The following is a 25,560-nucleotide window of genomic DNA, read 5'->3' on the forward strand; positions in this document are numbered from 1 at the left end:
GCCGGGAGAGGGCTTCGCGCGGCGCGGGAGGTCCGTTCGTCCGCCCGTCCGGAAGGAACCGTGATGGAGTTCGACAAGCCGGTGACCGGCGGCCCGTGCTGGACCGAGCTGGGGACGAGCGATCTGGAGGGGGCCAAGCGGTTCTACGCCGACCTGTTCGGGTGGCGGCCGGAGACGGACCCACGGCCCGAGGCGGGCGGGTACACGGTGGCCCACCTGGCTGACGCCCCCGTCGCCGCGCTCACCCCGCTGTACCAGGAGTCCCAGCCGGTGGCGTGGAACGTCTCCTTCGCCGTACCGGACGCGGACGCGGCGGTACGGCGCGTGGAGGAGGCCGGCGGGACGGTGGTCCTCGGCCCGATGGACGTGTTCGACATGGGCCGGTTCGCGGTCGTCCTCGACGCGACGGGTGCCGCGTTCCAACTGTGGCAGGCACGGGCCTTCCGGGGCGCCGGGCTGTTCAACGCGCCCGGCACGCTCGGCTGGGTGGAGCTGGCCACCCGGGGCACCGCCCGGGCGCGGGACTTCTACACCACGGTGTTCGACTGGAGCGCCGAGTCCTCCGAGTGGTACACGGAGTGGGCGCTCGGCGGGGCGAAGTTCGGCGGTATGGCCGACATGGGCGACCGGTTCCCGCCCGAGATGCCCCCGCACTGGATGCCGTACTTCGCGGTGGCCGACGTGGACGCCACGGCCGAGGGCGCGGAGCGGGCGGGCGGTGCCGTCGTGCTGGCCCCCGTGACGGTGCCGGACGGCCCGCGCATCGCCGTGCTGCGGGATCCGCAGGGCGCGGAGTTCGGGGTGCATCTGGAGGGTGTGGAGGGCTGAGGGGCGGGGCGGTCCGGCGCGGGCCGCGCGCCGGACGGCTTGCCTTCGCGCGCACTCCGACCGATCGGGACCTCGGTGCCCGGGGCGTCGACGCGTGTGCCGACGCGGGCGGGAACTTCGCCGGCAAGGCGAACAACTGCACGTCCGGGTTCGGAACGGATCCGAGAACCTGGCGCAGCCGGTCGAGGAGAGCCTGCGGCTGCGCACGGACCGGCTCGACGTCCTGTGGGTGCACGCCCGCCGCAGCTTCGCCCCGGTCGAGGGGGTGGGGCGGGCGCTGGAGGATCTGGTGCGCTCGGGGAAGGCGCAGTAGGCGGGCGCGTCCTGACCGGCCGGCGCGGGAGATCGTCCGCGCGGACCCCCTTGCGGGGCCGAGGGGTCGGACGGTGCCAGGCGCCGCGGGGCAGCCGGGAAGGTGACGGCCGGCCTAGGTCCTGAGCGCGCCCGTGCGGCCCTCCAGACGGCCGAGCAACTCCCCCAGCTGTCCGGCGAGTTCGGCCTGGCCACCAGGGGTCAGGACGGACAGGACGGCGGTCTCGTAGGCGAGTTGTTCGGGCAGGATGCCGTCGACCAGGGCACGGCCGGCGTCGGTGAGCCGGAGGTGGGCCACACGGCGGTCGCGGGTGTCGCCGCGTCGCTCGACCAGACCGCGTTCGGTCAGCTGCTTGAGCCGCTTGGTGACGGCGGCCCCGGAGGAGAAGGTCTCGCGGGCCAGCTCCCCAGGGGTCAGCTCGTGCCCGGTGCGGCGCAGTGCGCCGAGCAGGTCGAACTCCGGGCGGCTGAGACCGGCGCGGCGCAGGGGCGCGTCCTCGGCCTGCTGGAGCAGGGCGGCGCAGCGGTTGATCCGGCCGATGACCTCCATGGGCCCGGTGTCCAGCTGGGGGTGTACGGCCTGCCACTGCCGGACGACGGCGGCGACGGTGTCGTCCGGGGCGGTGCCGGGGGCCGCGTCCTTGGCCGTACCGGTCCCGGAGCCGGGGCCGTTGCGCTGCGCTGCGCCGCCCGGCACCGTGTCCGCCGTGTCGTCCGCGGGCGCCGGTCCGCCGTTCCTCGCCGTCATGGCCGTATGCCCTCCGTCGCCCTGCCGGGGTCCTGCCACCGGTCCCGGGTCTGGTCCTCGTCGTTTGGCGGTACGAACCCCTGCCGTCGTACCGTCGCCGCGAGCGTACGGTGTCCGCCCTGCTCTGCGAGCACGACCCGCTCCTCGGGCAGGGCGCGCTGCCACCATTCGCCGGCTGCGGCGTCCGCCGTGGCGCGCAGCTCGGCCAGGGCGCCGGCCAGGGTGCGGCGGGCGGATTCCAGGGCGGTGGATGCCGGGTGCGGCTCGGCCAGCAGCCGGGCGGTGTTCTCGCGGGCGCGTTCCGCCGTGGTCAGGGCCTGTTCCAGGCGGTCGCCCGCGCGCCGGTTGGTCACCGCGACGGCGGCGACGAAGCCGACCAGTGCGCCGACGAGGGTGTCCAGGGCCCGCTCGGTCATCAGCCGCCCCGGGTCCTGGGCGTGGGCGAACTCGGTGATGAGCAGGGCCATCGGGGTCACGCAGACGCTGCCGAGCCAGTAGTTGCGGCCGATCAGCGCCTCGGCACCGAAGTTGAGGGCGAGGCAGCACAGCACCAGGACGGCCGGGTGGAGATGGGCGAGCGGGGCGAGGGCCGCGAAGGCGAGCACGCCGAGGAGGTTGCCGACGACCCGCTGGACACCCCGGCTCCAGGTGAGGGTGACGTTGGCCTGGTAGAGCGAGGCCGCTGTGACCAGGGCCCAGTACGGGCGGCCGACGCCGAGCGCGAGGGAGGCGTAGCCGGCGAGGGCGCAGCCGATCGCGGTGCGCACGGCGATCGGTGCGAGGGGGGCGAGCCGCTGCCGCAACCGCCTTGACGGCTGGGCCGGTTCGACATCGATACCGAGGAGTTCGTCGGCGGACGCGCGCGGGTTCGCGACCCGCGGTATGCGGCCGGTGCCGCGCAGTTCGCGGGCCCAGGCACGCAGCCGGGCGGGGTCGCAGTCGGCGGGGGCCGCGAGGGCGACCTCGGCGCGGACCAGGAGCTGCTCGAGGGCGCGCCGGGAGCGGTCGGGGCGGGTCCCGGCGGCGAGCAGCGACTGCCAGGCGGCGTGGATGGCGGCGGCACTCGCCGTGCGCGCCCTGGCGTGTCCGTCTGCGGTGCCTCGGGTGGCGGCGTACACGGCGGCGGCGTTCAGGGCCTGGGCGGTGGCGCGCCGTTCCGGACCGTGCGGGCGCAGCAGCCCGGGCGCCATGCCGACCAGCCAGGCCCAGGCGCCCGCGGCCAGGGCCAGCCCCAGATGTCCCGGGACCTGACCGAGACTCTGCGGAGCGAACAGCGAGGCGGAGCTGATGAAGGTCAGGACCACGTTGGCGGGCGGGCCTAGCCGGGTGGCGTCGCACACGGCCTTCTGCACGGCGGCCATGACCGCGCCAATGGTGACCAGGACGACGGCGTCGGTGGTGAGCGACGCGGCGAGCAGCGCGACGGCGAGACCGGCGACCATGCCGAGCACCACCCGGGCGAGGAGGCGGGCCCGGGCGGCGTAGGGCCGGTTGTGGCCGTACAGCGCGCACAGGGATCCGGCCATCGTGTACATGGCGAGGTCGAGGCGGCCGAGCGCCAGCAGGATCAGGTTGGGCGGGGCGACCGCGGCGACGACGCTCAGCGCGGGCTTGAACCAGATGTCGGAGGGCCGCCCGAGACGGAGCACCCCGGCGAGGGGAAGTCGGTAGGGGATCGCACTGCTCATGACCACTAATTTAGCATGTGTTTTACTAGTAAATGAATTGCTTTCCTGCTTCGCTCACCTGCCGTGCTCTGCCGAGTGCTCCCCGTGTACACCCTTGCGCTCGCGTGCGCTCCGTCCGGCATGGGCATCGCATCCCTGGACCGACCGTCGAGCGGGGGGGTGCGCGTGCACGGACCGGTACCGGCGGCCTGGCTGCTGGTCGCGCTGTGCGCGGCGACCGGGGCCTACTGCCTGCTGCGGATGCGCAGCGCAGTCCAGGAGCAGCGCCGGGCCGCGGGCGGCGAGGCGCTGATGGGCTTCGGCATGGCCGTGATGGCCGTACCGGCGGCGGTCTTCACCCCGCCGCGATGGGCGTGGCCGCTGTACGCGGCCGTCTTCGGGGCGGCGGCGCTGCGCGCGCTGTGGTCGGCCCGCAGCACCCCCCACCATCTGCACCATCTGGTGGGCACGGCCGCGATGGTCTATATGTCGGCGGCGATGGCCGCGGCCCCGCCCGGCGCGCACCACGAGCACGGCGGCCTGGGAGTGCCGCCGCTGACCGGCGCCCTCCTCGTGTACTTCACGGGGTACGTGCTGCACTCCGGCGCCCGTCTCGTGCCCGCCGCGGTCGCGGTGGCCGGGTCCGGGCCCGTGCGCTGGGGGGACCGCCCGGAGCTGGCCCGGGTGTGCCGGCTGTCGATGGGGATCGGCATGGTCGCCATGCTGCTCGCCATGTGAACGGCGCGGACGGGGCCGCCGGGAGCGTTGTCTGCGTCACTTCGGCGTCATGGACCGTACGGTGAGCGGCCCGGCGCTCATAGGGTGCTGTCCATGATGGTCCCCGTGGCACTGCTGCTGCTCGGCGCCCTGACCGCCGTCGTCGGTCCCCGGCTGCTCGCCCGGGCCGACTGGGTGGACCGCGAACCGGTCGTCGCACTCTGGGCGTGGCAGTGCGTCGTGGCGGCCGTCCTGCTGTGCTGCGCGCTGTCGATGACGCTCAGCGCGGCCGCGGCCTGGGAGGCGGTGCGCGGGAACGTGTTCGCCGCGGCGCCGCACGCGGTCGTGGACGCGTACGCACTCGGCAAGGCCGGGCCGTGGGCCGCGCCGACGGCCGTACTGCTCGCCTCGGGCGGCCTGTGGAGCCTAGCGATGCTGGTGCGCGAGATCGTACGGTCCCGAGCGCGGCGGCGCGCCCGGCGGACCGAACTCCTCGTACGCGCACCGCTGTTGCCCGGCGAGGAGCAGGCGCACGGTCGTCTGGTGGTGCTCGAGGGCGAGCGTCCCGACGCCTGGTGGCTTCCCGGTACGGCGCCCCGGCTCGTCATCACCACGGCCGCGCTGCGCCGCCTCAAGGGGCGTCAGCTGGATGCGCTCCTCGCGCACGAGCAGGGCCACGCCCAGGCCCGGCACGACTGGCTGCGGCACAGCTCGGCCGCGCTGGCCGGCGGTTTCCCGCAGGTGCCGGTGTTCGCCGCGTTCCGGGGCGAGATGCACCGGCTGGTCGAGCTGGCCGCCGACGACACGGCCTCCCGGCGCTTCGGCCGACTGACGACCGCGCTTGCCCTGGTCGAACTCAACGAGGAACGGGGCGTGTTCGGCCCCTCCCCCACCCCGCACGCCCATGTCCCGCAACGGGTCCACCGCCTGCTCACCGCCCCGGACCGGCTGCCCGCCCTGCACCGGCTCCGACTGACGGCCCTGGCGGCCCTGGTACCGGTGATCCCGGTGCTGGTGACCCTGGTACCGGCGCTGCGGGTGCTCGGCTGAGCCCTCACGCCGGTGACCGCCCCCGGCCGACCGGCGAGGCTCGCGCGATGCACCTCGCCCCACCGGCGACGCACGGACCGATGGAGGGTCGTGCGCCCGGCGGCGGCCCCGATCCCTCCGCACACGTTCACCCGCACACCGGCCCCGGCAGAGCCGCAGGCTTGAGGGGCCGTGTTGTTCGACTTCTCCGGGACGCTGTTCCGCGTCGGGTCAGCCGGGTCCTGGCTGCGCGCGGCCCATGACGCGTCCGGGCACGCCCTGCCCGAACCCCGACTCGAGGAGGAGGCAAGGGCGTTGGAGGCGGCCGGGGCGCTGCCGGGCGGGGCGAAGCGGGTCGAGCGAGCGGCGGACCTCGCGGAGGTCCGGGCGGTGCGGGACGAGAGCGCAGAGCTGCACCGGGCCGCCTGCACGGGCATGGCCAGGCGGGTGCCGCTGCCCGGTGCGGGGCTGTACGACGCCCTGTACGAGCGGCACATGACCCCTGCCGCATGGTCCCCCTACCCGCCCGGCGCCGGTCCAACAGGCCCCGGCACCGGTCGAGTTCGCGCGCCCTCGGCCGTCCGCGTGCTCCTGCCCAGGATCCGCCGGTCCTGCTCCATGCCGACCCGCCTGCCCGGCTGGGCGCCGGTGTCCACTGCGAGAAGGGAGCGCCCGGTGTGCGACAGCTGCGGGGGTTCCGCGCGCCGCCGAAGACCGCTACGCGCAGAAGGCCGCTCCCGCAGGGCAAAAGGCTCGCCCACGCACCGTCCGTCTGAGACGATCCCCCGCGTCGCCCCAGACGGACGGCAGCCCTGGACGGACCCCGCGCAAGGCGACGTCCCCTGCGATGAGTATAGTTGGCTGGCAGCCAGTCAACGCAGGAGTTACAGAATGTCCCCGCGCAGCGCCTCGGTCAATGAAGAGTTGCGGCGACGTTCCCGGGAGCGGCTGCTGCAGGCAGCCGTGGAGCTGGTCGGCGAGCACGGGTTCGAGGCCACCACCCTGGGCGACATCGCGGACCGGGCCGGTTCCGCACGCGGTCTGGTGTCGTACTACTTCCCGGGAAAACGCCAGCTGGTGCAGTCCGCCGTGCACCGGCTGATGCACCGCACCCTGGAGGAGGCACTGGAGCGCGAGCCGCGCATCGAGGACGGCCGGGAGCGGCTGGCCCGCGCCATCGACGCGATCCTGGGCCTCGCCCGCGACCAGCCCGTGCTCATGCGCCAGCACATGGCCGGACTGCTCCAGGCCGAGGGCCTCGTACAGTGCCCGGAACAGCAGCGGCTGAGCGAGCTGCTCGGGGACACCGTCGCCCGGTACGGCTCGCACAACGTCTCGGCCGACTACCCCAGGCTGCGGGCACTGCTGATGGGGGCGGTCTACGCGGCGCTGATGCCGGGGGCGCCGATGCCCACCGCGGTGCTGCGGGCCGAACTGTTCCGCCGGTACGGGCTCGACTGGTCACTGGGAATGCCGCCGGAGAACGAGCCGTCCGCCGCCACCCGGGATCAGGACCTGTCCCGGTTCTTCGCTACGGAGGAACGGTCGGATCGCGCCTGAGACGGACAACTCCCGCTAGGCACGGCGTGCGTGACGTGCCGTCAGGAACCCCGCGTCCCGCGCCCGGGCGATCAGCCTGAGGGAGCGGCGGCGGCTGTGCCCGGTCGCACTCATCACGGCGAGCACCGGATCGGCGCCCTCCTCCTGCGCGGCGCGGTACTCCCGGGCGACCCACCGGCGCCCCTCGACGCCACGCGGCCAGGTCGGCCGTGCGCGCCGCGCCCCCGCGCAAAGGCCGCTCCCCGTCCCGCCGTCGGCATCCGGCCGGCGCTCGTCCGCGCGCTCGCCCTCGCTCCGCTCGTCCGCTCCGCACGGCCGCTGGGCCATACCCTCGACCTGCTCCTGCTCCTGCTCCTGCTCCGCCACCCCGCACGACGCGAACAGCGGGCCCTGGATCCAGTCCGCCAGTGCCGTCAGGTCGGCGAGGGACAGGGCGGGCTCGGCCCGGACGTCCTCGATGGAGACGTGCCCCCCGCACACCACGGCCAGGGCGTCGACCCCGGCGCCGTCGGGGAAGGCCAGCCGGACGTGAAACCAGGACAAGGTGCCGCCGTGCTCGCGCACCTCCCACGCGGGCCACACGGACACCGCACCGTCCTCCGCATTCCGCTCGGAAAGATTGAGAGCGGAAAGATCAAGCAAGGATGCTTCCAGCACGCACGCAACGTAACCGCATGATCACACTCCATACGAACGGACACGCGTCCGTTTCACCCCGCCGGCCCCTGCCGTCACGGGCCCGGCGGTGCCATGCTGGAAACGTCCGCACCCCTCCTTCGGGCAAGGAGTAGCGCTGTGCTGCGTGTCGCCGTCGTCGGTTCGGGGCCGAGCGGGTGTTACACCGCCCAGAGCCTGGTCCAGCAGGATCCAGGGGTGCACGTGGACGTCCTGGACCGGCTGCCGTGTCCGTACGGCCTGGTCCGCTACGGCGTCGCCCCGGACCACGAGAAGATCAAGTCCCTGCAGGGCAACCTCCGCGGGGTGCTGGAGCATGAGCGGGTGCGGTTCCTCGGCGGGGTCCGGGTGGGCGGTCCGGACGGGCTGCCGGTGGAGCGGCTGCGGCAGCTGTACCACGCGGTGGTGTACTGCGTCGGCGCCGCCGCCGACCGCCGGCTCGGCATCCCCGGCGAGGAGCTGCCGGGCAGCTGGTCGGCGACCGACTTCGTGGCCTGGTACAGCGCCCATCCGGACGCGGTCGACGCGGGCTGTCTGCACGGCGTGCACTCGGCCGTCGTCATCGGCGTGGGCAATGTGGCGGTGGACGTGGCCCGGATGCTGGTCCGCAGCGCCCCGGAACTGCAGCCGACGGACATCCCGCAGGCGGCCCTGGACACGCTGATCGCGAGCGGGATCACCGACGTGCACATGGTGGGCCGGCGTGGTCCGGCGCAGGCCCGCTTCACCACCAAGGAACTGCGCGAGCTGGGCACCGTGCCCGACACCGAAGTGATCGTGCAGGAAGCCGAGTTGGCCGCGACCGCGCCCGACGCACTGACGGCCGTCCAGCGGCGCAACGTGGAGGTGCTGCGCGGCTGGGCGGCCGCACCGCCCCGGCAGGCGGCCCGCCGGATCCGGCTGCGCTTCTTCCTGCGGCCCGTGGAACTGCTCGAGCGCGACGGCCGGGTGGCCGGCGTGCGCTTCGAGCGGACGGCACCGGACGGGAACGGCGGGGTGACGGGCACCGGCCGGTACGAGGAGGTGCCGGCCCAGCTGGTGCTGCGCTCGGTGGGCTATCGCGGAGTACCGCTGGAGGGGCTGCCGTTCGACACGGCGAGCGGCACCGTGCCGCACCACGAGGGCCGCGTCCTGCGCGACGGCGTCGTCTCGCCGGGCGAGTACGTCGCCGGGTGGATCAAGCGCGGGCCGACGGGTGTCATCGGCACGAACAGGCCGTGCGCCAAGGAGACGGCGGTCTCCCTGCTCGCGGACGCGCCCGCGCTCGCAGCCGCGCAGGTGCCCGAGGATCCGTTGACGGCACTGCGGGCGGCGGGCGTCGAACCCGTGCCGTGGCACGGCTGGCTGGCGATCGAGCGGGCCGAGGCCGCGCTCGGCGCACAGCTCGGGCGCAGCGTGGTCAAGCTGGCCGACTGGGACGCGCTGCTGGGGGCGGCGCGGTCGGCGTAGCAGGGTCGCCGGTTTCCGGGCGGGGAGGACACACACCGGCAACCGTTCGGAAATCAACAAACCGTTCAAGGCACTTACGGTCTCGTCCTGTTCGGATGCCCCGCCCGCCGCCGCTGGAGAACCCATGGCCACCACCGCAGACGTGCACCCCGTCGACGAGATACTCCCGGTACGACAGCTGGCCGCCTTCGGGCTGCAGCACGTGCTCGCGATGTACGCGGGCGCGGTCGCCGTGCCGCTGATCGTGGGCGGCGCGATGAAGCTGTCGGCCGCCGACCTGGCGTATCTGATCACCGCCGACCTGCTGGTGTGTGGTGTCGCCACGCTCGTCCAGTGCGTCGGCTTCTGGCGCTTCGGTGTGCGGCTGCCGATCATGCAGGGCTGTACGTTCGCGGCCGTCTCGCCGATGGTGCTGATCGGGACCAAGGGCGGCGGGCTGCCCGCGGTCTACGGCGCGGTGATCGTCGCGGGGCTGGCGATCATGCTGCTCGCGCCGGTCTTCGGCAGGCTGCTGCGGTTCTTCCCGCCGCTGGTGACCGGCACGGTGATCCTGATCATCGGGGTCTCGCTGCTGCCGGTGGCGGGCAACTGGGCGGCGGGCGGCGCCGGTGCGAAGGACTTCGGAGAGCCGAAGAACCTGGCGCTGGCGGCCTTCGTGCTGCTGGTGGTCCTGGCCGTGCAGCGGTTCGCGCCCGCCTTCCTCGCCAGGATCGCCGTCCTGACCGGGATCGTGGTGGGTCTGGCGGTCGCGGTGCCGTTCGGGTTCGCGAACTTCAGCGGGGTCCGGGGCGCGGACTGGGTGGGCATCAGTACGCCGTTCCACTTCGGGGCGCCGGCGTTCCACGGGTCCGCGATCGTGTCCATGCTGGTGGTGGCGCTGGTGACGATGACCGAGACGACCGGTGATCTGATCGCCGTCGGCGAGCTGACCGGGCGAACGGTGGAACCGCGTTCCCTCGCCGACGGGCTGCGCGCGGACGGTCTGTCGACGGTGCTCGGCGGGGTGTTCAACACCTTTCCGTACACGGCGTACGCGCAGAACGTGGGCCTGGTCGGCATGACGCGGGTGCGCAGCCGCTGGGTGGTCGCGGCGGCCGGCGGGATCCTGGTACTGCTGGGCCTGTTGCCCAAGCTGGGCGCGGTGGTCGCGGCCGTCCCGGAGCCGGTGCTGGGCGGCGCCGGTCTGGTGATGTTCGGTACGGTCGCGGCGAGCGGGCTGCGGACCCTGGCGGGGGTGGACTTCCACGGCAACAACAACCTGACCGTGGTGGCCGTTTCGGTGGCGATCGGCATGCTGCCGGTGGGCGTGCCGACCGTCTACGGCAGGTTCCCCGACTGGTTCCAGACGGTGATGAACAGCGGCATCAGCGCGGGCTGTGTGTCCGCCGTCGTGCTGAACCTGGTCTTCAACCACCTTCCGGCGAGGGCGGGTTCGGACACGGCAGGTCCGGCCTGCGCCGCCACCGCCGACGGGGCGGCCCGCCGTCGGTGGCGATGAGCCGTTGCCACGGCTGCCCAGGACACGACGCGCCGTCACCGATGCCGATGCCGATGCCATTGCCGATGCCGGGAGTCTGACGAGGATCGCGGGCGCGGGTTCGCTGCCGCCTGGCGCCGTCGCGCGAGCAGCAGCTGCCGGTCGCTGATGACCCGGTCGGTGACATGGGTGGCGGAGCCCAGGTCGTCCCGGGCGCCCTCGACCACCTCTCCTCCGCGGGAGCCCACGGCCGTACCGGAGGCCGGGCGCGGACGGCCTGCCTGGACCGGACCGCCCACCGGGCCGCCCGCTTCGAGCCGGCCCGCGCACGGCGGCGGCGCTGACACCAGGGTTCACCGGGGCGTCGCGAGCCGGGTGCTTCAGGCGCCCTCGCCGAGGCGCAGACACTGCCGGCCGGCGGCGGCGAGAAGGCTGTCGAGCAGCCCCGGGAAGAGGCTGTCCAGATCCTCCCGGCGCAGGCCGTTCATCTTGGCCGTGCCCCGGTAGACCTGGCGGACGACCCCGCTCTCGCGCAGCACCCTGAAGTGGTGCGTGCTGGTGGACTTGGTCACCGGAAGGTCGAACTGCGAGCAGGTCAACTCTGTATTCCGGGCGGCCAGTTCGCGCACGATCTGCAGTCGCAGCGGATCGGAGAGAGCATGCAGCACGGCCTCCAGGCGGATCTCCGACCGCTCCGGGTGCGGCAGAGCACGGCCGGCGGTGGCGGTCTCGGTCACGGCGACTGCCCTTCGGTCACGGATGTCGTCGACGGGAACCCATTGTACGAGAGACTTCGTAGTTTGACAGGTCTCGTAGTACGAGGGTTACCGTACAAGTCGACCAGCGGTACGTGACGAATGGAGTCCGTCGTGAGCGCGCTCTTCGAGCCCATCACCCTGCGTGAAGTGACCATCCCGAACCGGGTGTGGATGCCCCCGATGTGCCAGTACTCGGCCGAGCCGGAGGGGCCGCTCACCGGTGCCCCGCTCGACTGGCATCTCGCGCACTACGGGGCGCGTGCCACGGGCGGCACCGGCCTGATCATCGTGGAGGCCACCGCGGTCTCGCCGGAGGGCCGGATCTCCCCCTACGACCTCGGCCTGTGGAACGACACCCAGGTGGAGGCCTTCCGCCGGATCACCGGCTTCCTCACCACCCAGGGCGCGGTGCCGGGGATCCAGTTGGGGCACGGCGGTCGCAAGTCGTCGACCGAGCGGCCCTGGAAGGGCGGTGCGCCGATCGGTCCGCAGGCGCCCGGCTGGCAGGCGCTCGCCCCGAGCGCGGTGCCCTTCGACGAGCGCCATCCCGTGCCCACGGAGATGACGATGGACCAGATCCGAGAGATCATCGGCCAGTTCGCCGCCGCGGCAGGCCGCGCGCTCGCCGCCGGCTTCGAGATCGCCGAGATCCACGGCGCCCACGGCTACCTGATCAACGAGTTCCTCTCCCCGCACTCCAACCGGCGCACCGACGCCTACGGCGGCTCGTACGAGAACCGCACCCGGTTCGCCCTCGAGGTCGTGGACGCCGTACGGGAGGTGTGGCCCGAGAGCAAGCCGCTGTTCTTCCGCATCTCGGCCACGGACTGGCTGCAGGACGGCGGCTGGACCACCGAGGACACGGTCCGCTTCGCCCGCGATCTACATGCCCACGGTGTCGACCTGCTCGACGTCTCCACCGGTGGCAACGCCTCAGGCGTCACCATTCCGGTCAGGCCCGGCTACCAGGTGCCGTTCGCCGCCCGGGTCAAGACCGAGACTCCCCTGCCCGTCGCCGCCGTGGGACTGATCACCGAGGCCGAGCAGGCCGAGAAGATCGTCACCAACGGCGAGGCCGATGCCGTCCTGCTGGGCCGCGAGCTGCTGCGCAACCCGTCCTGGGCCCGGCACGCGGCCCGCGAGCTGGGCGGCGAGGTCACCGTGCCGAACCAGTACCTCCGGTCGGTCTGAGCCCGGCCTGCCGCCGGCACCGGTCGGCACGGGCCCGGCCGACCGCCTGCTCCGGTCGGGTCGGCATCCGCGCTGCTCAGCCCCGTTCCGGCCGGGACGGGCAACGGCACAGGCCGGGAGCCGCCCCCAGCGGCTCCGGCCGCCGTGCTCCCGCCCGCCGTTCCACGCCCCGCACGCACGCCCCGGATCCGGACGGATGGAAGGAGGTGCGGGCGACGGGGAGGGCGGATGGGGCGCAGGCAGCAGGAGACGGTCGCGCGGGCGGGGCGGCCGACGAGGCGGCGCGGTCCCCGGCCGACGACCACGACCAGGCCCTCGAGGCGGTACGAGCGGCGCTGGGGCCGATCGAGGAAGCCACGGTGGAGCGGGCGCTCGAGGCCGTGCCCGTGGCACGGCTCCAGGACGCCACCTGAGCATGCTGATGGCCGGCAGGACAAGAAGGGCCGCGCGCCGACGGCCGTCGAGGAGCTGCACACGGTCCTGGCGGAGGCCCAACGGGCAGGCGCTGCCGAGGGGTTCGCGCGGGCCTCGGTCGACCTCGCCGGCCAGGCGGCCGACGGCCGACCCTGTCTGCCCTAACCTGCACGGACGGGATGCCCCCGACGAAGGAGCGCGCCGGTGGCCCGGCCGTTCCACCGGCGCGGTCACGCCCCGAACGCCGTCGCGCCGCGATGGGGCCATGCCATCGTCCGCCGGGCAACCTCCGGCCCCGTCCCGAACCCGTCGGCTCCGCCCACCCGGGCCGCTGCCCGGCGAAGGCCCCTGCCACTCCCCGTGGCCGGACCCGGCCCGTGCCGCCGTCCCTGCGAGCAGCGGGGGCGAACGGCAGGGCTGGGCGAGGCTTCGAGGAGTGTCGCCCTCATGCAGCGCGCTCTCTTCGGCCCACTGACGCGGTCAGCTCCCGCTGGTAGCGGGCGTAGGCCGTGCGCAGGGTCTCCCCCGGCCAGTCGGCGGGCAGCAGCCCGGGGGGCAGCACGGGGTCCGTGAGCAGGTGTCGTACGGTCGCGGCGTACGCGGTGAAACGGTCCGCCGGGCTCCGGTCGGCCGCCGTGTGCGCGAGCAGTGCGCGCGCGGTGGCGGCCCAGGTGCCCAGCGGCCAGAGCCGGGCGACCAGGTCGTGCGCGGACTCCTCGGGCCGGGCGGTGCACGTCAGGGCGATGCGGTGCAGGTCGGCCGGGAGCGGACGGTCGAGGTTGGCCGGGCGCAGCCACACGCCCTCGCGGAGTTCGGCCAGGCGCAGGGCGGTCAACCGGGTGCGCAGATCGGCGCGTTCGGCGGGTCCGCGGCCCGTCGCCGTGATCACCACCATCTCCCAGTCGCCGTCCCACGCGCGCGTGGCGGGACGCAGCGCCTCGTCCTGGCGCCGCTGACGGCCCAGCAGCCGGTCGCTGAGCCGGTAGACGGCGTCCGTGCGCCGCAGGTCCCCGGCGGCCACCATCCGGCTGAGCGCGGCCCGCAGCGTGGAGCCGCCCACGCCGAAGGGTTCCACCAGCCCGACCAGGTCCTTCACCGGAAGCTCCGGCGGGTGCGCCCCGAGGAGCAGGCTCAGCACGACCGACCGCGCGGACAGCGGCCGCAGGTCCGCCTCCTCCGGCTCGGCCGACACGTTCATGCGCATGGGCACGTACTGTACGGGCACCGCATCTTGTTGCGATATTGCTACGGTCGCAGGAAGAGTGCAACATGGCGGTATGGTCTCGATGCCCGCGCAGTCGCCGTCCCAGCCGCAGTACGCCACGCACGACGTCACCAATCAGGCCCCGCCCCTGGCTCCCTACGACGCCTCCGACGACCCGGCCCTGCTGGAGGGGCTGCGCCGGGAGGGCGCCGGGTGGGCCGAGGACGGCATCCGGCTGCTGGGGGCGCGCGCCGGCAGCGCCGAGGCGCAGGAGTGGGGCGAACTGGCCAACCGGCACGAGCCGGTGCTGCGCACCCACGACCGCTACGGCCACCGGATCGACGAGGTCGACTTCCACCCCAGCTGGCACCACCTGATGCGCACGGCGGTGGCCGAGGGTCTGGCGGGCGCCCCGTGGGCGGACGAGCGGCCCGGCGCCCATGTGGCCCGTACCGCGGGCGGACTGGTGTGGGGGCACACGGAGGCCGGGCACGGCTGCCCGACCTCGATGACGTACGCCGCCGTCCCCGCGCTGCGCGCCCAGCCGGACCTCGCCAAGGTGTACGAACCACTGCTCACCAGCCGGGAGTACGACCCGGAGCTGCGTGTGCCGACCGAGAAGCCGGGGCTGCTCGCCGGGATGGGCATGACCGAGAAGCAGGGTGGCTCGGACGTGCGGACGAACACCACCGTGGCCACGCCCAGCGGGGAGCCCGGCGTGTACACGCTGCGCGGGCACAAGTGGTTCACGTCGGCGCCGATGTGCGACGTCTTCCTGGTGCTGGCGCAGGCCCCGGGCGGGCTGTCGTGCTTCCTGGTGCCCCGCCTGCTGCCGGACGGCAGCCGCAACACCTTCCGCATCCAGCGCCTGAAGGACAAGTTGGGCAACCGCTCCAACGCCTCCTCCGAGCCGGAGTTCGACCGGACGGTGGCCTGGCTGGTGGGGCCGGAGGGACGCGGTGTGAAGACCATCATCGAGATGGTCAACTGCACTCGCCTGGACTGTGTGATGTCCACGGCGACCCTGATGCGCAAGACGCTGGTCGAGGCGGGGCACCACGCCCGGCACCGCAGTGCGTTCGGCGCCCGGCTCATCGACCAGCCCCTGATGCGCAACGTCCTGGCCGATCTCGCGCTGGAGTCGGAGGCGGCGACGACGCTCGCCCTGCGGCTGGCCGGTGCGGCCGACCGGGCGGTGCGCGGGGACGCCGGGGAGCGCGCCTTCCGGCGGATCGCCACCGCCGTGGGCAAGTACTGGGTGACCAAGCGCGGCCCGGCGTTCACCGCGGAGGCCCTGGAATGCCTGGGCGGCAACGGCTACGTCGAGGATTCCGGCATGCCCCGGCACTACCGGGAAGCCCCGCTGCTGTCGATCTGGGAGGGCTCGGGGAACGTCAACGCACTCGACGTGCTGCGCGCCCTCGGCCGCGAACAGGACACCGCCGAGGCCCTGTTCGCCGAACTCGCCCTCGCGCGCGGAGCGGACGCCCGGCTGGACGCAGCGGTGGCCGCGCTCAAGAGCCAGTTGGCCGAAACCGACCTGATGGGCGCCCGTCGGCTGGTCGAGCGGATGGCGCTCGCCCTCCAGGCCTCGCTGCTGGTCCGGCACGCACCGCAGCCGGTCGCGGACGCCTTCTGCGCGAGCAGGCTGGGCGGCGACTGGGGGCACGCGTTCGGCACACTGTCCTCCGGGACCGGTCTCGACGCGATCCTCGAGCGGGCCCTGCCCGGCCTGAACTGACCCCTCTCCCCGGGCGGGTGCGGGCCACGCGCGTGCGTGGCCGGTGACAGCCGACGGATCGCACACAGTCAGGGCGTGATTCCGGACCGTTGTCAGTGCCGTGGTGCACACTCGCGATCAGGTGGCACTCGTCTGGGGAGGACAACGTGTTCACGGGGATCGACGAGGTGGACTGGGCCTCGCTACAGCATGCCCACGGCAGCGCACGGGACATGCCCGGATGGCTGCGGGCGCTGGCGTCCGCGGACACCGCCGAGCGGACGAGCGCGCTCGACGGGATGTACGGCGCGCTGCGCCACGAGGGCCGGGTGTACGACTCGACGCTGGCCTGCGTGCCCTTCCTGCTCTCGCTCGTGGCGCGCACGGAGCTGCCGGACCGTGCCGGCATCGTGGAACTGCTGGTCGCGATCGGCATGGAGAGCACGAACGGGGACACCCGCGCGCGTGATGCGGTGTCCGCCGGCGCCGAGGTCTTCGTCCCGCTGGCCGGGGACGCCGATCCGGCGGTGCGCGGAGCGTCGACCGGAGCCCTGGTGCACTTCCTGGCCGAGCCGGGGCGCGCGCTGGGACTGCTACGGCAGCGGCTGCGGGTCGAGCGGGACGGCCCTGTCCTGTTCGCGCTCACCGAGGCGCTCGGCCTGTTCGTCCGCCGGCACCCCGCACACGCCGATGCCGCGGTGGCCCTCCTGGCCGAGCAGAGCGGACCGCCGTACGAGGCCGGACTGCGGCTCGCCGCCCTCGGCCAGCTCGCGCTCACCGCCCCCGCCCGGCTTCCGGCCGGGCTGGTGCCGACGGCGGTCGAGCTGCTGCGGGAGCGGTCCGCGTACCGCGCCCGGGCCGCCGAGCCCTCCGGCAGCGACACCCTCGTGGGGCGGATTCGGCGGCTGCGCCCCTCCGACGAGGAGGGCGCCAACCTGCTGCGCGCCCTGCACACAGCGCTCGACGACCGGGTGAGCGACCGGATCGCCCTGCTGACCGGGCAGTTGACCAGTCCGGACCCGGTGGACCGGTGCAATGCGGTGTGGATGGCGGGCGCGCTGCTGCGCGGCTGGCGCGGCGATCACACGGTGCCCGTCGGGCTGCTCGGCGGCCAACTGAGCGTGGAACAGGACCCGTTGCGGGACGCGGCGGTCGCGGTCCTGGCGGAGCTGTTCGCACTGGCCGCGCCCGCCGCCGGGGACCTGTACGCGCTGGTGTGTGCCCGGCCCGACCTGTGGACGCACCGCTGGGAGCGTGGCTCCCCCGCACTGGGCGGCCCGCTGAGGGCGCTGACCAGGAGCGGTGATCCCCGCGCACTCCCGGCCCTGGCCCAGCTCCTGGCCGGTCCGGCCGCGCCCGTGGACCTGGGGTTCGAACTGGCCCACCTGGGCACTGCCGCGGCCCCGCTCGCCCCGGCGATACGGCACCGGCTCGGCCGCATCCCACTGGCCTCACCCGCCGCCGCCCGGCTCGCCGCTCCGCTGCTGGCAGCGGTCAGGGCCGGCCGGGACGCGGACGCGGTCCCGGAGGTACTGCGGCTGCTCTCGGGAACCCCCGACGGCCTGGGGGCGCGGGAGGAGATCGTGGATCAGGCCCTCGACACGCTGGAGACGCTGGGCGCCAGCGCGCGGGCGGTGCCGCTCCTGCGAGCGCTCCTGCCCACCCGCCACGCGGCCACCGCAGCCGGCTCCCTCTGGTCGGCCGACGGGGACGCCGGGGCCGTACTCCCCGTTCTGCTGCGGGAGTTGACCCAGGGCGACCCGGCGCGTCGGTGTCTGGCCGCCGGGCGGCTGGGCGGACTCGGTCCGGCCGCCCGGCCCGCCCTGCCCGCTCTGCGCCGGGCCGCCCGCGCGGGGCGGATACGGCAACGGACGTCGGCCGCGTGCGCGCTGTGGCGCATCGACGCGGATCCGGAGCCGGTCCTGCCCGTGTTCCGGTCGGCCTGGGCGGAGGACCCGCACAGCCGCGGCTCGATCGCCCGGTGCCTGACGACGATGGGCCCGGCCGCAGCTCCCCTCCGGGACCTGGTGACATCGGAACTGGCCGCCCCGCGCCGCCATCTGCACCACCTGACCCGCGCGAGCAGCACCGCGCGCCGGGACATCCCGGAGGACGAGGCACTGCTGAGCGCGTGCCGGGAGCTGCTGGCGGAGATGTAGGCGGCAGATACCGGCGCCCCCGCGGGACCACCGGCCCCGCCCTCGGGCTGTTGCCGGTGCGTCAGACCATCCGTCCCCATTGCGGTCCGAGCCTTGCCCATTCCGCGTCCCAGGCCTCCGTCCGGCGGCGCTCCAGTCGGCCGCTCAGTGCGAGGCCGCCGACGAAGGGGACGGCCGCGGCGCTCACTCCCACCAGTACGCCGATGAGGGTGCCCCGGAAGGCGGCCTCGGCGGCGGAGGTGGGCCGGCTGACGAGACGGTCCTGGGGGTCGGTCCAGACGGTGACCGGGGTGCCGGGCCTGCTCCCGGGCTCCACCCGGACCCGAGCGGTGTGGGTGGAACCGCCGGCGGCCGTCCAGCTCACCTCGGCCCACACCCGTTCACCCGAGGCTGCGTGGCCGCGTGTGGAGGGCGCGCCAGGGGCCGTTGCCGCGACCCGGGCCACGACGAGTCGCGAGGCGGCACGCTCCCGGGCCAGGCCGTCCTCGACCGACCGGGCCGCCGCAAGACCGCCCAGCACACCGACGACGACGGTGAGCAGCCACGCACCGAGCACCACCCAGGCCTCCACCACGTCGGCCCGGCGTTTGAGCGGGTTGCGCCGCCAGCGCCACAGCCACACCTTGGGACCACGGAACGCCTTCAAGGCATCCTCCTCACGAGCGCACCGACCGGCCGGACCGTCCTCCCATACGCGGAAGACCGCTCCATTGCTCACGACGAGCCGTCTTCCCGACGGTCGCACGAGACACCCCGCTCGCGCAGGCACATGCCGGAACGCATCCGGCCGATCTCCGCCGCAGGTCGACGGCACCGCCGTGACCTGTGCAAACACCGACTTGGGGGGAGAGTGTCAGTGGTGGGGTGCAGACTGGCCGATATCTGACGACTACCCGGACAACGGCGTCCCGGAGGTGATCGGCATGACCGAGGTTCTGCTGGCGGTGGGCACCCGCAAAGGCCTGTTCATCGGGCGGCGAAAAGGTGGTGGGGCCTGGGAGTTCGACGACAGCCCGTATTTCAACGCTCAGGCGGTGTACTCGGTCGCCATCGACACCCGGGGGAACCGGCCCCGGCTGCTGGCGGGCGGAGACAGCGCGCACTGGGGCCCGTCGGTCTTCCACTCGGACGACCTCGGCCGCAGCTGGACCGAGCCTGCGCAGCCGGCCGTCAAGTTCCCCAAGGACACCGGCGCTTCACTCGAGCGCGTCTGGCAGCTGCATCCGGCCGCTGCCGAGCCGGACGTGATCTACGCGGGCACGGAACCTGCGGCGCTGTACCGTTCGACGGACCGCGGTGAGCGCTTCGAGCTGGTCCGCCCGCTGTGGGAGCATCCCACGCGCGCCCAGTGGGTGCCCGGCGGCGGCGGTGAGGGTCTGCACACCGTGGTCACCGACGCCCGCGATCCGAAAGCGGTGACCGTGGCCGTCTCGACGGCAGGAGTGTTCCGCACCACCGACGGCGGCGCCCACTGGAAGCCGTCCAACTCCGGTGTGTCGGCGGTGTTCCTGCCGGATCCGAACCCGGAGTTCGGCCAGTGCGTCCACAAGATCGCCAAGGACGCCGCCGACCCGGACCGGCTGTACCTGCAGAACCACTGGGGGGTGTACCGCAGCGACGACGCGGGCGGACGCTGGACCGACATCGGCGCGGATCTGCCGTCCACGTTCGGCTTCGCGGTGGCCGCCCATCCGCACCGGGGCGACACGGCATACGTCTTCCCGATCAACGCCGACGCGGACCGGGTGCCCGCCGAGCACCGCTGCCGGGTCTTCCGTACCACGGACGCGGGCCGCACCTGGGAGCCGCTGACCAAGGGACTGCCGGCAGAGGACCACTACGGCACGGTCCTGCGGGACGCCCTGGGCACCGACGACGCCGACCCGGCCGGTGTGTACTTCGGCAACCGCAACGGCGAGGTGTTCGCCTCGGCCGACGACGGCGACAGCTGGCAGCAGTTGGCCTCGCACCTGCCGGACGTGCTGTGCGTGCGGGCGGCGGTGATCGCCTGAACCGCGCAAGCCGGGCGATGGGGCCCGCGCGTCGTGCTGCGGCCATCGGTTGATCACCGGCCCGTGTACGGCAGTAGGGTGACGCCCGTGGCACCACGACCCTTGCATGAAATCGTCGAACCGGGCTGGGCGAAGGCCCTCGAACCCGTCGCCGGGCGGATCGCACAGATGGGCGACTTCCTGCGCGCGGAGATCGGCGCGGGACGCACCTACCTCCCGGCCGGACCCCATGTCCTGCGGGCCTTCCAGCAACCCTTCGACGACGTACGGGTCCTGATCGTCGGTCAGGACCCCTATCCGACCCCCGGGCATGCGGTGGGCCTGTCGTTCTCGGTCGCGCCCGAGGTACGCCCGCTGCCACCGAGCCTGATCAACATCTTCCGTGAGCTGAACACCGACCTGGGGCTGGCCCAGCCGTCCAACGGCGATCTCACCCCCTGGACTCAGCAGGGTGTCCTGCTGCTCAACAGGGCGCTGACCACGGCCCCGCGCAGCCCCGGCGCCCATCGCGGCAAGGGCTGGGAGGAGGTCACCGAGCAGGCGATCCGGGCCCTTGCGGCGCGCGGCAAGCCGCTGGTGTCCGTGCTGTGGGGGCGGGACGCCCGGAACCTGCGTCCGCTGCTGGGCAGTCTGCCGGCGGTGGAGTCCGCGCATCCCTCGCCGATGTCGGCCGACCGCGGCTTCTTCGGCTCGCGTCCCTTCAGCCGGGCCAACGACCTGTTGGTCCAGCAGGGCGGACAGCCGGTGGACTGGCGCCTGCCGTGACCGGTGCCGGCTACCTGGCGGTCGACTCGGGAGGCTCCGGCCTCCGGGTCGTCGTCGGTGTCCCTGGGCGGGCTCCGGCGGCCCGCCGGGAGTCACGGGAGCCGGTGCGCACGGGCACGCGGGGCATCGACCCCGCTCATCTGCTGGCGGAACTGCTGCCGCTGGCCCGTGCGGCGGCTGCGGAGGCGGGGCTGACCGGTGTGCGCACGGCCGTCGTCGGCGCCGCCGGGTTCGCCACGCTGGGCGACGCCCTGCGCGCCGAACTGCCGGGCGCGCTCGCCCGGGAGCTGGGGGTGCGACAGGTGGCGCTCGCGGCCGACGCCGTCACCGCCTACGTCGGCGCCCTCGGGCCACGTCCGGGCGCGGTGCTCGCGGCCGGCACCGGGTTGATCGCGGTCGGCACCGACCTCACCGGCTGGCGGCGGGCCGACGGGTGGGGTCATCTGCTCGGCGACTGCGGCAGCGGCGCCTGGATCGGACGGGCCGGCCTGGAGGCGGCACTGCGCGCCCACGACGGCCGCGACGGTGGCTCCGCGCCCCTGCTGGCCGGTGCGCAGGAGCAGTTCGGCCCGGTGCGCGCACTGCCGGGCAGGCTCTACCCGCGCTCCGACCGGCCCGCCGTACTGGCCTCGTTCGCGCCCCGGGTTGCCGCGTGCGCCGCGCACGACCCGGTGGCCGCGGGCATCCTGCGTGCGGCGGCCCGGCACATGGCCGACTCCGCCGCCGCGGTGTGCCCGGCGGACGGGAGGCCCGAAGTTGCGCTCACCGGCGGCCTGTTCCGCATGGGCGATCCTCTCCTCGTACCGCTGGGCGAGGAGTTGGCGAGCAGGGTGCCGCACGCGCGGCAGGTGCCCGCCGAAGGCGATCCCCTGGACGGCTCGGTGCGGATCGCGACCGACCTGGCGGCCGGCCGGCTCACCCTGCCGGATGAACCGACGATGCTCTACGTCGTCGCCGGACACGGGGATTGAGGACACTGCAGGCGACGGTATCAGGATCCCCGTAAAAGCGGATTGTCCCCCTTGTAGGCCCATGTTCCCGGCACGTGCCCGGAACACGTGTCCCGCGTACGTAACTCATCAGACAAATACGGACGGAAACCGCTCACCTGCACCCTCCCCGAACGGAGGAACCCTCGAAGCCAGTAACATGCGGCGCCATGAGCTCCCCCACTGGACCCGCGTCCGGCCTGCCAGTACGAATGCCGCGACCCCGCCAGCCCGGACGGCACCGCCGCCCGGAACCGCTGGTGGCTCCCGAGGGCGCGCCCGCGCTCGTCCTCGCGGTGCCCGGTGCGCCCAGCACTGCCACCCGCGGCCTCGCCGAGGAGGTCGTGAGCATCGCGCGCTCCGAGCTTCCCGGCCTGGACGCCCGGATCGGGTACCTGGACGGGGACGACGCCGAGTTCCCCACGCTCCGGTCCGTGCTGGCACGCGCCGCCGAGGAGCGCACCGCTCGCTATGAGCAGGCCGTCGCCGCCGGTGTCGAAGGGATCAAGGAGCCCGACGGCCCGGTCGCCGTCGTCGTGCCGCTGCTGGCCGGTCCGGACAGCGCTCTGCTGCGCCAGATCCGTCAGTCCGTGATGGACAGCCGGGTCGCGGCCGAACTGACCGATGCCCTCGGTCCGCACCCGCTGCTCGCCGAGGCGCTGCACGTGCGGCTGTCCGAGGCGGGGCTGGCCCGCGCCGACCGCGCCCGGCTGTTCACCGTGGCCACCGCCGCGGACGGCATCATCCTGGCCTCCGTGGGCGGCGACGAGGCCGTGCAGGCGGCCGGGATCACCGGCATGCTGCTCGCCGCGCGCCTGGCCGTGCCGGTGATGGCGGCGGCCCTGGACCAGGAGGGTGCGATCTCCTCCGTCGCCGAGCAGCTGCGCTCCTCGGGCTCGCAGCAACTGGCCCTGGCGCCGTATCTGGTCGGCCCGGAGATCGACCCGGGGCTGCTGGCGGCGGCTGCCGAAGAGGCGGGCTGCGCCACGGCCGAGCCGCTCGGCGCGTACCCGGCGATCGGCAAGCTCGCCCTTGCCAAGTACACGACGGCACTGGGCATCGCCCCGCAGCAGCCGCAGGGTACGCCGGTCCGCTGACCCGCGCCGGAACCCGACGGTTCCCGTACCACCCAGGGCCCGCTCCCCACCCCGGAGCGGGCCTTTCGTCGTGCTCCGCCGCGTCTGCGGGCCTTCCTGCCGGCGTCTGCCGGGGGTTCAGCCGAAGACCACGCAGGAGGCCGCCGGGACCGGCACCGAGCCGTCGTAGCGGGGCAGTCCCGTCGCCTCGTCCACGGTGAACCAGGTCACGTCGCCGGAGCGCTCGTTGGCGACGTAGAGGAAGCCGGCATGCTCGGCGAGCGCGCGCGGCCAGTTCCCGCCGCAGGTCACCGCGCCGAGAAGGCGCAGCCCGTCGCCCGTGACGGCGAGGACCGACAGGACGTCCTCGCCACGGGTGGCGGTCCACACGAAGCGGCCGTCGGGCGAGACCACGATCCCCGACGGATAGGCGTCGCCGGCCGGGGCGCCGGGCAGCACGGGGACCTCGGTCAGCGGCTTCAGCGAGCCGCTGCCGGCGTCCCAGCGGCAGACGGTCACCGTCGGGGTGAGTTCGTTGACGACGTAGGCGTGCTCGCCGTCGGGGTGGAAGGCCAGGTGGCGGGGGCCGGAGCCGGGCCGCAGGGCGATCTCGCGGTGCAGGACGGGGGCGCCGTCGGCGAGGGCGCACACCCGTACCGAGTCGGTGCCGAGGTCGACGCTGACGGCCCACCGGCCGCTCGGGTCGGGCTGCACCTGATGGGCGTGCGGGCCGCGCTGGCGCCGGTCGTGCGGGCCGGAGCCGGTGTGCTGGAGCAGTCCGGAGGGTTTGGCGGCGAGTGCTCCGTCCGGACGCACGGGTACGGCGGTGACGCTGCCGGAGCCATAGTTGGCGGTCAGCACGTGTCCGTCGTACAGGGCGAGGTGGGTGGGGCCGCTGCCGTCCACCGGCACGGGCGGCCCGGCGAGTTCCGGCCGCCCGCCGCCGACCCGGAAGGCGGCGACGGCGCCCTCGGCCGTCTCGCTGACCGCGTAGAGCGTGTCCTGCTCGGGCGACAGGACCAGGTAGGACGGGTCGGGCAGGGAGTTCACGGCGGGGCCGAGCGTGAGGGCGCCACCGCCCGGCGCGACCTGCGCGGTCACCAGTCCGGGTCCGCCCGCCGCCGTGAACGACCCGATGAACGCCCTGCGCCCGCCGGAGTTGCCGTCCTGTGCCACCGCTGTCCCCTCTCGGTCGAGCCAGTCCGGGGCCGACGGTAGCAGTCGATCATGCCGGTCTAGACCAAGGGGCGCGGCGATGCGCTGCTTCTCGTCGGCTCAGGCACCGACCAGCCGTGAGCCCGACGGTGCCCGCAGCGGCTCGGCGAGGTCGGCGAGGGCGCGCTCCAGGCCGTGCAGATGGGCCAGGGCGGGCTCGGCCGGCGGCTCGGCCGGGCCGCGGACCGGCTCCGGGCGGCCGGCGGTGAGCGCCTCGACGGCGGCCTCCACACGCCAGCAGGCCGCGGCCAGCCGGGCGTCGTGCGAGGCCTCGGGGTCGGCCGCGACCGCCACCAGGCCGCGCACCTCGCGGGCACAGTCGTCGAGCAGCGCGAGCACCCGGCGGGCGCGCCGTTTGCGGGCCGGCATCGGGTTCAGCGGGTGCACCAGCGGGGCGACGGCGAGCCGGACCCGGCCGAGCAGCTGCTCCAGTTCGGCCACGCGCGGGGCCGGATCGGCCGTCGCGGAACCCGCGAGCCGGTCCGCGGCCTCGGCCGTGCAGGCGTGGACGCAGCGCAGGGCGCGCTGGATCCAGGCGTCGGTGACGGCGTGGGTGGTGACCGGCAGCACGAACAGCACGGCGAGCGCGGCGCCGAGCGCGCCCACGCCGGTCTCGGCCAGCCGCAGGGCGAGCAGGCCGGGGCTGAGGACGCCGAGGAGGCCGTAGAGGGATTCGGCGAGCACGGTCACCCAGAGCATCATCCAGGTGTAGGAGACGGCGGCCGTGTAGAAGATGCCGAAGACGGCGACCGCGACCAGGACGGCCGTCGGGACGGGCGCGCCGTGCGCAGGGACGGTGACGAGGAAGCCCAGACCGATGCCGAGCAGCGTGCCGAGGACCCGGCGGAAGCCGCGCACCAGCGTCTCGCCGCGCGATGCGGTGTTGACGAAGACCCACCAGGTGGCGCCGACTGCCCAGTACCAGCGCTGTCCGGACACCAGCTGGCCCACGGCCAGCGCGAAGCCCGCGCCCGCGGTCGCCTGCACGGCCTGCCGCGTGGTCACCCGGGCCAGGATGCGGTCGGCGGGCGACGGGCGTCCCCCTGCGCGAGCGGAGCCGGGAGTGGGGGAGGCTGCGGCGGCCGGGGGCAGCCGGCCCTCGTAGCACCAGGCGCCGAAGCGCACCAGTGCCGCGCTGAGCACGGACAGCAGGACAGCGGCGTACAGCTCGGGCAGCTGCGCCGGGGTGGCGTGCACGAACTGGGCCACGAAGAAGGTCATGAAGGCGAACACGCCGAGGCTGTGCCCGCGCGGCCCCCAGCGGCGCGCGTACACCCCGGCGCCGACGACGGCCAGGAAGGCCAGGTCGCGCGCGACGGGGTAGGCGTGCAGCTCGGCCGCGACGGCGAGGACCGGCACGCCCACGGCGGGCAGCAGCGCGGTGGTGACCGCCTGCCCGCGCACGGTCGCGTCGGCGACGGTGAAGAGGGCGAGCAGCGCGGCGAGTCCGCCGGTGACCGCGCCCACGACGGACTGTCCGGCGAGGAAACAGACGACGACCGCCAGCCCGATGCCGAGGACGGCCCGCGCGGCGAAGCGCAACCGCGCCCGTCCCGGGTCCGGCGCCACGAACATCCTCTTCAGCACTGCTGCCC

24 protein-coding genes are annotated in these 25,560 nt (G+C 74.3%); 16 read left to right on the forward strand and 8 right to left on the reverse strand.

Features of this window, described 5'->3' with window-relative positions:
* The first annotated feature begins 63 nt into the window (after nucleotides 1–63).
* Together GQF42_RS07115 and GQF42_RS07120 are read left to right on the forward strand one after the other, a co-directional pair.
* Nucleotides 64–828: a VOC family protein gene (locus GQF42_RS07115; protein WP_158918709.1), complete on the forward strand. Its 765-nt coding sequence runs from the start codon at nucleotides 64–66 to the stop codon at nucleotides 826–828.
* 94 nt (nucleotides 829–922) lie between these two features.
* The gene (locus GQF42_RS07120; protein WP_158918711.1) at nucleotides 923–1,141 is read left to right on the forward strand and encodes a hypothetical protein; all 219 of its coding nucleotides are present in this window, start codon (nucleotides 923–925) and stop codon (nucleotides 1,139–1,141) included.
* A gap of 114 nt (nucleotides 1,142–1,255) precedes the next feature.
* On the opposite strand, the gene GQF42_RS07125 is transcribed toward GQF42_RS07120, so the two are convergent.
* Nucleotides 1,256–1,888, reverse strand: coding sequence for a MarR family winged helix-turn-helix transcriptional regulator (locus tag GQF42_RS07125; protein ID WP_158918713.1), 633 nt, complete (start codon nucleotides 1,886–1,888; stop codon nucleotides 1,256–1,258).
* Nucleotides 1,885–3,576: an FUSC family protein gene (locus GQF42_RS07130; protein WP_158918715.1), complete on the reverse strand. Its 1,692-nt coding sequence runs from the start codon at nucleotides 3,574–3,576 to the stop codon at nucleotides 1,885–1,887. Before GQF42_RS07130 ends, GQF42_RS07125 begins: the two co-directional genes overlap by 4 nt.
* A gap of 165 nt (nucleotides 3,577–3,741) precedes the next feature.
* Between GQF42_RS07130 and GQF42_RS07135 the strand changes: the two genes are divergently transcribed.
* The 3 genes from GQF42_RS07135 (at nucleotide 3,742) to GQF42_RS07145 (ending at nucleotide 6,861) form a co-directional block, all read left to right on the forward strand.
* Nucleotides 3,742–4,293 (forward strand): DUF5134 domain-containing protein, encoded by a 552-nt coding sequence (locus GQF42_RS07135; RefSeq protein WP_158918717.1) that lies wholly within the window; start codon nucleotides 3,742–3,744, stop codon nucleotides 4,291–4,293.
* A gap of 93 nt (nucleotides 4,294–4,386) precedes the next feature.
* Entirely contained in the window at nucleotides 4,387–5,322 is a 936-nt protein-coding gene (locus tag GQF42_RS07140; protein WP_158918719.1) for a M56 family metallopeptidase, read from the forward strand.
* 870 nt (nucleotides 5,323–6,192) lie between these two features.
* The gene (locus GQF42_RS07145) at nucleotides 6,193–6,861 is read left to right on the forward strand and encodes a TetR/AcrR family transcriptional regulator (RefSeq protein WP_158918721.1); all 669 of its coding nucleotides are present in this window, start codon (nucleotides 6,193–6,195) and stop codon (nucleotides 6,859–6,861) included.
* Between the two features lie 15 nt (nucleotides 6,862–6,876).
* Here the strand turns inward: GQF42_RS07145 and GQF42_RS07150 are convergent, their stop codons facing one another.
* The gene (locus tag GQF42_RS07150) at nucleotides 6,877–7,449 is read right to left on the reverse strand and encodes a DUF6214 family protein (RefSeq protein ID WP_158918723.1); all 573 of its coding nucleotides are present in this window, start codon (nucleotides 7,447–7,449) and stop codon (nucleotides 6,877–6,879) included.
* Between the two features lie 207 nt (nucleotides 7,450–7,656).
* Between GQF42_RS07150 and GQF42_RS07155 the strand changes: the two genes are divergently transcribed.
* The 3 genes from GQF42_RS07155 to GQF42_RS07165 all read left to right on the forward strand — a co-directional run bounded on the left by GQF42_RS07155 (nucleotide 7,657) and on the right by GQF42_RS07165 (nucleotide 10,806).
* Entirely contained in the window at nucleotides 7,657–8,985 is a 1,329-nt protein-coding gene (locus GQF42_RS07155; protein ID WP_158918725.1) for an FAD-dependent oxidoreductase, read from the forward strand.
* A gap of 124 nt (nucleotides 8,986–9,109) precedes the next feature.
* Nucleotides 9,110–10,483, forward strand: coding sequence for a nucleobase:cation symporter-2 family protein (locus GQF42_RS07160; RefSeq protein WP_158918727.1), 1,374 nt, complete (start codon nucleotides 9,110–9,112; stop codon nucleotides 10,481–10,483).
* Nucleotides 10,484–10,647: 164 nt separating this feature from the next.
* Nucleotides 10,648–10,806 (forward strand): hypothetical protein, encoded by a 159-nt coding sequence (locus GQF42_RS07165; RefSeq protein ID WP_158918729.1) that lies wholly within the window; start codon nucleotides 10,648–10,650, stop codon nucleotides 10,804–10,806.
* Between the two features lie 36 nt (nucleotides 10,807–10,842).
* Here GQF42_RS07165 and GQF42_RS07170 read toward each other — a convergent pair whose 3' ends face one another.
* Nucleotides 10,843–11,199 (reverse strand): ArsR/SmtB family transcription factor, encoded by a 357-nt coding sequence (locus GQF42_RS07170; RefSeq protein WP_158918731.1) that lies wholly within the window; start codon nucleotides 11,197–11,199, stop codon nucleotides 10,843–10,845.
* 132 nt (nucleotides 11,200–11,331) lie between these two features.
* Here GQF42_RS07170 and GQF42_RS07175 point away from each other — a divergent pair, with 132 nt between their 5' ends.
* Together GQF42_RS07175 and GQF42_RS07180 are read left to right on the forward strand one after the other, a co-directional pair.
* Nucleotides 11,332–12,411 carry an NADH:flavin oxidoreductase/NADH oxidase gene (locus GQF42_RS07175; protein WP_158918733.1) on the forward strand — a complete coding sequence of 360 codons (1,080 nt, stop codon included), beginning with the start codon at nucleotides 11,332–11,334 and terminating at the stop codon, nucleotides 12,409–12,411.
* Between the two features lie 206 nt (nucleotides 12,412–12,617).
* The gene (locus GQF42_RS07180) at nucleotides 12,618–12,824 is read left to right on the forward strand and encodes a hypothetical protein (RefSeq protein WP_158918735.1); all 207 of its coding nucleotides are present in this window, start codon (nucleotides 12,618–12,620) and stop codon (nucleotides 12,822–12,824) included.
* 446 nt (nucleotides 12,825–13,270) lie between these two features.
* Here GQF42_RS07180 and GQF42_RS07185 read toward each other — a convergent pair whose 3' ends face one another.
* Entirely contained in the window at nucleotides 13,271–14,029 is a 759-nt protein-coding gene (locus tag GQF42_RS07185) for a PaaX family transcriptional regulator C-terminal domain-containing protein (RefSeq protein WP_158918737.1), read from the reverse strand.
* Between the two features lie 73 nt (nucleotides 14,030–14,102).
* On the opposite strand from GQF42_RS07185, the gene GQF42_RS07190 reads away from it, so the two are divergent.
* Entirely contained in the window at nucleotides 14,103–15,770 is a 1,668-nt protein-coding gene (locus tag GQF42_RS07190) for a DNA alkylation response protein (protein WP_158918739.1), read from the forward strand.
* A gap of 146 nt (nucleotides 15,771–15,916) precedes the next feature.
* Nucleotides 15,917–17,908 (forward strand): HEAT repeat domain-containing protein, encoded by a 1,992-nt coding sequence (locus GQF42_RS07195; protein WP_158918741.1) that lies wholly within the window; start codon nucleotides 15,917–15,919, stop codon nucleotides 17,906–17,908.
* A 61-nt stretch (nucleotides 17,909–17,969) separates the two neighbouring features.
* Here the strand turns inward: GQF42_RS07195 and GQF42_RS07200 are convergent, their stop codons facing one another.
* Nucleotides 17,970–18,554, reverse strand: coding sequence for an Rv1733c family protein (locus GQF42_RS07200; RefSeq protein WP_158918743.1), 585 nt, complete (start codon nucleotides 18,552–18,554; stop codon nucleotides 17,970–17,972).
* Nucleotides 18,555–18,831: 277 nt separating this feature from the next.
* Here GQF42_RS07200 and GQF42_RS07205 point away from each other — a divergent pair, with 277 nt between their 5' ends.
* From GQF42_RS07205 to GQF42_RS07220, 4 genes are all read left to right on the forward strand, one after another.
* Nucleotides 18,832–19,920, forward strand: a complete 1,089-nt coding sequence (locus GQF42_RS07205; RefSeq protein ID WP_199272597.1) for a WD40/YVTN/BNR-like repeat-containing protein — start codon at nucleotides 18,832–18,834, stop codon at nucleotides 19,918–19,920.
* Nucleotides 19,921–20,007: 87 nt separating this feature from the next.
* Complete coding sequence (locus GQF42_RS07210; RefSeq protein ID WP_158918745.1) at nucleotides 20,008–20,685, forward strand: uracil-DNA glycosylase; 678 nt, start codon at nucleotides 20,008–20,010, stop codon at nucleotides 20,683–20,685.
* A complete protein-coding gene (locus GQF42_RS07215) occupies nucleotides 20,682–21,656 on the forward strand; it encodes an N-acetylglucosamine kinase (RefSeq protein WP_158918747.1) in 975 nt (324 codons plus the stop codon). The genes GQF42_RS07210 and GQF42_RS07215 overlap by 4 nt, the downstream gene beginning before the upstream one ends.
* Nucleotides 21,657–21,844: 188 nt before the next feature.
* The gene (locus GQF42_RS07220; RefSeq protein ID WP_158918749.1) at nucleotides 21,845–22,771 is read left to right on the forward strand and encodes a sirohydrochlorin chelatase; all 927 of its coding nucleotides are present in this window, start codon (nucleotides 21,845–21,847) and stop codon (nucleotides 22,769–22,771) included.
* Nucleotides 22,772–22,888: 117 nt separating this feature from the next.
* Here GQF42_RS07220 and GQF42_RS07225 read toward each other — a convergent pair whose 3' ends face one another.
* A complete protein-coding gene (locus GQF42_RS07225) occupies nucleotides 22,889–23,926 on the reverse strand; it encodes a lactonase family protein (RefSeq protein ID WP_158918751.1) in 1,038 nt (345 codons plus the stop codon).
* Nucleotides 23,927–24,025: 99 nt separating this feature from the next.
* A complete protein-coding gene (locus GQF42_RS07230) occupies nucleotides 24,026–25,552 on the reverse strand; it encodes an FUSC family protein (RefSeq protein WP_158918753.1) in 1,527 nt (508 codons plus the stop codon).
* Between the last annotated feature and the right edge of the window lie 8 nt (nucleotides 25,553–25,560).

The sequence above is a fragment of the Streptomyces broussonetiae genome (assembly GCF_009796285.1).
GTDB classification, from domain to species: domain Bacteria; phylum Actinomycetota; class Actinomycetes; order Streptomycetales; family Streptomycetaceae; genus Streptomyces; species Streptomyces broussonetiae.